This window comes from Anaerotignum faecicola, from assembly GCA_024460105.1.
Lineage (GTDB): Bacteria > Bacillota > Clostridia > Lachnospirales > Anaerotignaceae > JANFXS01.
This window is the reverse complement of record JANFXS010000376.1, coordinates 1-424: the sequence shown is the minus strand read 5'-3', so window position 1 is coordinate 424 and position 424 is coordinate 1. Positions and strand designations below refer to the sequence as shown.

Sequence of the window (424 nt, the reverse complement as noted above, 5' to 3'; positions counted from 1 at the left end):
CCGATTTTAATATCGATACGCCGCTTATCCATGGCCGTCACATTAGTCAGAGGAGAATTGGACAGTGTCCCGTTAGGGATTACAACCTGTTTGTTGTCCACGGTATTCAGGACCGTATAGACAAGACCGATGGTGTACACCGTCCCCTCTCCGTCTTTGGAGACAATATAGTCTCCCACCCGAAACGGTTTCATCATAAGAATCAGTACTCCGCCGGCAAAATTCGCCAGGCTGCCCTGAACAGCAAGACCCACGGCAATACTGGCCGATCCCAGAAGTGCTACAATGGAGGCTGAATTGACACCGATCTGCCCGGCAATGATAAAGCCCAGAAGGCAGTACATGGTGGCATTCAGTACAGAAAGCAGAAACTTTCTTAAACTGATCTCCATGTCCATCCTTGTAAAAGAACGGTTCAGCATAC

1 protein-coding gene is annotated in these 424 nt (G+C 48.8%); it reads right to left on the bottom strand.

The annotated features are described in order from the left end of the window. Window positions 1–392 (bottom strand): mechanosensitive ion channel family protein (locus tag NE664_14460; GenBank protein MCQ4727837.1); only part of this gene is annotated, 392 nt, incomplete at its 3' end. Window positions 393–424 lie beyond the last annotated feature (32 nt).